At 78.0% G+C, this 5,307-nt stretch carries 6 protein-coding genes; 4 read left to right on the plus strand and 2 right to left on the minus strand.

Annotated features, from left to right (window positions below):
• The 3 genes from WCS02_RS17055 to WCS02_RS17065 form a co-directional block, all read left to right on the plus strand.
• Window positions 1-615, plus strand: a 615-nt coding sequence (locus WCS02_RS17055) for an ATP-binding cassette domain-containing protein (RefSeq protein WP_340295408.1), incomplete at its 5' end; no start/stop codon positions are given.
• Between the two features lie 17 nt (window positions 616-632).
• On the plus strand, window positions 633-1,262 hold the full coding sequence (locus tag WCS02_RS17060; RefSeq protein WP_340295410.1) for an ATP-binding cassette domain-containing protein: 630 nt from the start codon (window positions 633-635) through the stop codon (window positions 1,260-1,262).
• An 88-nt stretch (window positions 1,263-1,350) separates the two neighbouring features.
• A complete protein-coding gene (locus WCS02_RS17065; RefSeq protein WP_340295412.1) occupies window positions 1,351-2,349 on the plus strand; it encodes an LLM class flavin-dependent oxidoreductase in 999 nt (332 codons plus the stop codon).
• Between the two features lie 71 nt (window positions 2,350-2,420).
• On the opposite strand, the gene WCS02_RS17070 is transcribed toward WCS02_RS17065, so the two are convergent.
• Window positions 2,421-3,767 carry a PP2C family protein-serine/threonine phosphatase gene (locus WCS02_RS17070; protein ID WP_340295414.1) on the minus strand — a complete coding sequence of 449 codons (1,347 nt, stop codon included), beginning with the start codon at window positions 3,765-3,767 and terminating at the stop codon, window positions 2,421-2,423.
• A gap of 79 nt (window positions 3,768-3,846) precedes the next feature.
• On the opposite strand from WCS02_RS17070, the gene WCS02_RS17075 reads away from it, so the two are divergent.
• Window positions 3,847-4,146, plus strand: coding sequence for a DUF1330 domain-containing protein (locus tag WCS02_RS17075; protein ID WP_340295416.1), 300 nt, complete (start codon window positions 3,847-3,849; stop codon window positions 4,144-4,146).
• Window positions 4,147-4,253: 107 nt separating this feature from the next.
• On the opposite strand, the gene WCS02_RS17080 is transcribed toward WCS02_RS17075, so the two are convergent.
• Window positions 4,254-5,192, minus strand: coding sequence for an oxygenase MpaB family protein (locus tag WCS02_RS17080; protein WP_340295418.1), 939 nt, complete (start codon window positions 5,190-5,192; stop codon window positions 4,254-4,256).
• Window positions 5,193-5,307 lie beyond the last annotated feature (115 nt).

Raw genomic sequence — 5,307 nt, forward strand, 5'->3', positions numbered from 1 at the left:
GACGGGTGCTCCACCGTTCCGGGCACCGCCGCCGACCGCAGGCGCTGGCGGCGGGGGACGGTGGCGTGGGTGCCGCACCGCGCCACCCACGCCCTGCTGCCCCACCTCACGGCCGCCGAGCACGTCGCGGCGGTGGCGCGGCTGCGGGGGGCGCGGGTCGACGCCGACGACGTGCTCGAGGAGGTCGGGCTCGGACCCCGCCGCCACGCCCGGCCCGGCCGGATGTCCGGCGGGGAGCAGCAGCGCCTGGCCGTCGTCCTCGCCGGGGTGGGGGACCCGCCGGTCGTCGTCGCCGACGAGCCGACCGCGGAGCTCGACGACGAGGCCGCGGCCCTGGTCCTGGCCCGGCTCCGCCGGAGCGCCGCCGCCGGGGCGTGCGTCGTCGTCAGCACCCACGACGCCCGGGTCACCGCCGCGGTGGACCGGGTGCTGCTGCTGCGCCACGGCGTGCTGTCGACCGACGCCCGGCAGGGCGGCGGCGCCGAGACCGTCCTGGACTCCACCGGGCGGCTGCAGCTGCCGCCCGACGCGCTCGCGCTGTTCCCCGACGGGCGGGCCGTGGTCGTCGTGGCCGACGGCGAGGTCCGGCTGCGGCCCCCGGCGGGACCCTCGTGAGCCGGCACGCCGCCCCGGTGCCCCCGGCGCCGACCGTCGTGCGCGTCGAGCACCTCACCCACCGGGCGGGGGGCACGACGGTGCTCGACGACGTCTCCCTGCTGGCCCGGGCGGGCAGCATCGTCGTGCTCGCCGGCCGGTCCGGGTCGGGCAAGTCGACGCTGTGCCACCTGGTCGCCGGTGTCGGGCGGCCCACGGGCGGGACCGTCGAGGTCCTCGGCGTCCCGGCGAGCCCGGCGCCGCCCTGGTCGACGCTGTCGCTGCTGCCGCAGCGCCTGGCCCTGGTGCCCGAGCTCAGCGTCGAGGAGAACGTCGCGTGGCCCTGCCGCCTGGCCGGGCGCGAGGTGCCCGAGGAGGTCTTCGCCGCGCTCGGCCTGGCCACCCTGCGCCGCCACGCCGCGCGCGCGACCTCCCTCGGCGAGCAGCAGCGCACCGCGCTGGCCCGCGCCCTCGCGGTGCGGCCCGCCGTCGCGGTGCTCGACGAGCCCACCGGGCACCAGGACGACGCCAACGTCGACCGGGTGCTCGCGGCCCTCGGCGCCGCCGCGGCGGGCGGCACGTGCGTGCTCGTCGCCACCCACGACGAGCGGGTGCTCGCCGTCGCCGACGTCGTCGTGCGCCTCGAGGGCGGCCGGGTCGTCGGCTGAGCCCGGACGGAACAGCCGGGCCGGGGCCGGGGTTGTCTGACGTGCCAGACCCCTGCACCGCACCCGAGCACCACGAGGAGCCCAGCCCGTGACAGTCCCGCTCTCCGTCCTCGACCTCGCCCCCGTCTCGCCCACCGGCACGGTGCGCGAGAGCCTCCAGGCCAGCGTCGCGCTCGCCCAGGCGGCGGAGCGTCACGGGTACCGACGGGTCTGGTACGCCGAGCACCACAACATGGCGACCATCGCGAGCTCGGCCACCGCCGTCGTCGTCGCCCACGTCGCGGCGCACACCTCGACCATCCGGCTCGGTGCGGGCGGCGTCATGCTGCCGAACCACTCGCCGCTGGCGGTCGCCGAGCAGTTCGGCACCCTCGCCGAGCTGCACCCGGGTCGCATCGACCTCGGGCTGGGGCGCGCCCCCGGCAGCGACCAGACCACGGCCCGCGCGATGCGGCGCGACCCGCGCGCCTCCGACCGCTTCCCCGAGGACGTCCTCGAGCTGCAGGCGTACCTGGCCGGGGAGTCCACGGTCCCGGGCGTGCAGGCGGTCCCCGGTGCCGGCACCCGCGTCCCGCTGTACGTGCTGGGCTCGTCGCTCTTCGGCGCCCAGCTCGCGGCCGCGCTCGGGCTGCCCTACGCCTTCGCCTCCCACTTCGCCCCGGCGGCGCTGGAGCAGGCCGTGGCGATCTACCGCGCGCAGTTCCGCCCGTCGCAGCAGCTGGACGAGCCGTACGTCCTCGCCGCCGTCAACGTCGTGGCCGCGGACGACGCCGAGGACGCCCGCGAGCAGCTGCGCGCCCGCCGCCGCTCCTGGGTGCGGGGCATGCTCAGCCGCGGGCCGGGCGCCCCCGAGCTGTCCGACGAGGCCGTCGACGCGTTCCTCGGGACCACCGAGGGCCGCCACCTGGCCGACATGCTGCGCTACAGCGCGGTCGGCACCCCCGAGGACGTCCGCGCGTACCTGGACGACTTCGCCCGCCACGCCGACGCCGACGAGCTCGTCGTCGCGTTCCAGAGCGCCGACCTGCCGGCGCGGCTGCGCTCCCTGGAGCTCACCGCCCTGGCAGCGGGGGCCGTCGCCGCCTGACCCCCGGGGCGCCGCAGCACTGCGGCGTACTAGGACACCGTGGTGCGACCACGGGCGGCGGGACCGGTGCCTCAGTGCGCCGGGACCGCGCCCTCGGTCGTGCGGGCGGCCTCGTCGGTGCGCCACTCGAGGATCACCGTGGTGGCGTCGTCCTGCAGCCGGCCGTGCTGGTGGCGCAGGACGGCGAGGTTGAGCCGGCGCAGCGTCTCCGCGACGGGGCGGGCGTCGGCGGCCTCGCGGGTGAGGAAGCCCTGCAGCCGCTCGTCGCCGAAGAAGTTCCCCTCCTGGTCGCGCGCCTCGGTGACCCCGTCGGTGTGCAGCAGGAGCCGGTCGCCGGGCTGCAGCCGCTCCTGGCCGACCTCGGGCTCGCCGTCGAACAGGCCCAGGCCGATCGGCACGCCGACCACCGAGTCCAGGCGCTTGACGACCTGGCCCTCGCGCAGCAGCAGCGCCGGCGGGTGCCCGCACGTGACCCAGCGCCACACGCCCGTGGGCACGTGCAGCTCCCCGACGATGCCGGTGAGGAACTTGTCCGGGCCGAACTGCGCGGCGATGGCCGAGTCGACGGCGAGGACCGTCTCGGCGAGCCCGCGTCCGCTGCGGCGGGAGTTGCGCAGCACCGACAGCGCGACCGCCGCGAGCAGGGTCGCCTCCAGGCCGTGGCCCATGGCGTCCAGCAGCGAGACGTGGAGCACGTCGCCGTTGGCGGCGTAGTCGAAGGAGTCGCCGGCCACCTCGTGCGCCGGTGACAGCACCCCGGCGATCGACACGTCCGGCGCCACGTAGGTCAGCGGCGGCAGCAGCCCCCACTGCAGCTCCGCGGCGACGGTGAGGTCCTCGCGGCGGCGGGTGAGCTCGACGGCGTCGCCGTACAGCGACCGGGTGAGGACGAGCTCGGCGAGCAGGGCCGCCACGTCGGCGACGTCGGCCAGCAGGTCCGGGTCGGCCTCCTCGCCGGCGGGCAGCCGGAGGCTCAGCACGCCCAGGCGCTCGGTGCCGTCCAGGACCGGCGACCACACCGTCGTCGCGCCGCCCGCTGTGCTCACGTGCTGCCGGATGTCGGTGAACACCAGGCCGGGGACGGTCCCGTCGATGGCCACGGCGCCGTCGCCGTCCGCCGCCGCCCGCCCGTCGGGCCGGTCGGTGCCGTCGGTGCTGTCCCCGCCGTCCCCGGCCTCGACCTCGGCAGCCCCGTCGCCGGCGGCGTGCGCGCCCGCGTGCCGCCCGGTCCGCCCGCTGCCGTGGACGGGGACGAGCCAGCTCTGCTCGTAGTCCACGAGGTAGAGCCGGGCCGCCTCGGCGCCGAGCCGCTCGCCCGCCTCGGCGACGAGCAGGGGGAGGGAGCTTGGCCCGGCCAGGTGCGAGGCGCGCAGCAGCGTGCGGACAGCTGCCAGGGCGCGCTCGTCACGCTCGTGCACGACGCCTCCGTCCCGCGGCTGTGGGGGGCCACCGCGGCCGGGGGCGACGCTACGCCACCCCGTGCGCCAGGATGGCGCCATGCCGGGTGCGTACTGGGTCAACACCGTCCGCGAGGTCCGCGACACCGAGAAGCTGGCCGCCTACGTGCGGCTCGCCGGTCCGGCCATCGCCGCCGCCGGGGGGACCTTCGTCGCCCGGGGGACACCCGGCGCGGCGTTCGAGGAGGGCTCGCGCGAGCGCACGGCGCTCATCCGCTTCGCCAGCGTCGAGGCGGCCGTCGCGGCCTACGAGTCCGAGGCGTACCAGGAGGCCCTGCGCGCGCTCGGCGACGGCGCCGTCCGGGACATCCGCGTCGTCGAGGCGCTCGACCAGACCTGACCCGTCGCGACCAGACCTGACCCGTCGCGACCAGACCTGACCCGTCGCGACCAGACCTGACCCGTCGCGACCAGGCTGACCCCGCGACCGGGCCAGACCGGACCGGTCTAGGCCGCGTCGGCCATCCACGACGGCCGCGGACCGGTGCCGAGGCGCCAGCGGGCCGCCTCCTCGGCGGGGCTCCTGCTGCCCAGGGCCGCCTGCAGCCCCACGAGCTGCAGCCGCGCCGCCTGGAGCCGCGCCCTCGCCACCAGGTCGCGGCGGTCCCGCCCCGGCACCCCGGCGAACGGCGCCAGCGTGGGCGACACGAGCAGCGCCGCCGCGGAGGACAGCCCGGTGTAGAAGACCTGCTCGGGCGGGCTCAGCCCCGGCGGGGTCGACAGGAAGCTGCGCAGCTGCTCCGGCACCGGCGCGAGGTGCGGGAGGTAGTCCGCGACCGCCTCGGCCAGCTCGGCGCGGGTGGTGGGCAGGTCGGTGGCGCCCAGGCCCTCGGCGCTGCGCCGCCAGTCCGCGACGTAGGCGTCCGGCCAGCGCGTCCCGAAGCGGCCGACCAGGTCCCGGCCGACCGTGAGCTGCGCCGCCAGGAAGGCGTCGGTGAAGGCCAGGTGGACCCAGCGCAGCAGCGCGGGGTCCGAGGCGGAGTAGCGCCGGCCGGTGTCGTCGCGCCCGCGCACGGAGACGTGGAGACCGCGCACCCGGGCCGACTCCCGCTCGGCCAGCCGCGCGGAGCCGAACGTGCTGACGACGAGCCACCGCGCGGTGCCCGCCAGCCGCTTCCACGGGTCCTGCCGGTAGTCCGAGTGCCGCTCCACGCCGGCGAGGGCCAGCGGGTGCGCGGCCTGGCCGAGCAGCGCGGCGACCCCGCCGACCAGCGTGGCCAGGTCCCCGTGGACGGCCCACACCACGCCGTCGGGCTCGAACCAGCCGGGGCCGTCGCCGACCAGGGCGATGTCGCGGACCCAGTCCGGGGCGCCGGTCGGGTCGCCGGACACCCGGGCCCGGAAGCGCTCACGGGCCATCTCGGGCAGGTCGGACGCGGACACCACCCCCGCAGCGTCGCACCGGCCCGGCCGCGGCGCCCGCCGGCGGTGCGCCCGCGCCCGGTCAGCCGCGCCCGGTCCGCCGCGCCCAGGTCCGCCCAGGTCCGCCCGGTCGGGTCAG

The organism is Aquipuribacter hungaricus (assembly GCF_037860755.1).
Taxonomy (GTDB): domain Bacteria; phylum Actinomycetota; class Actinomycetes; order Actinomycetales; family JBBAYJ01; genus Aquipuribacter; species Aquipuribacter hungaricus.

Coding starts and splice junctions, on each gene's coding strand:
- WCS02_RS17075 (WP_340295416.1), top strand. CDS start 3,847: ATGCCGGGTGCGTACTGGGTCAACACCGTCCGCGAGGTCCGCGACACC.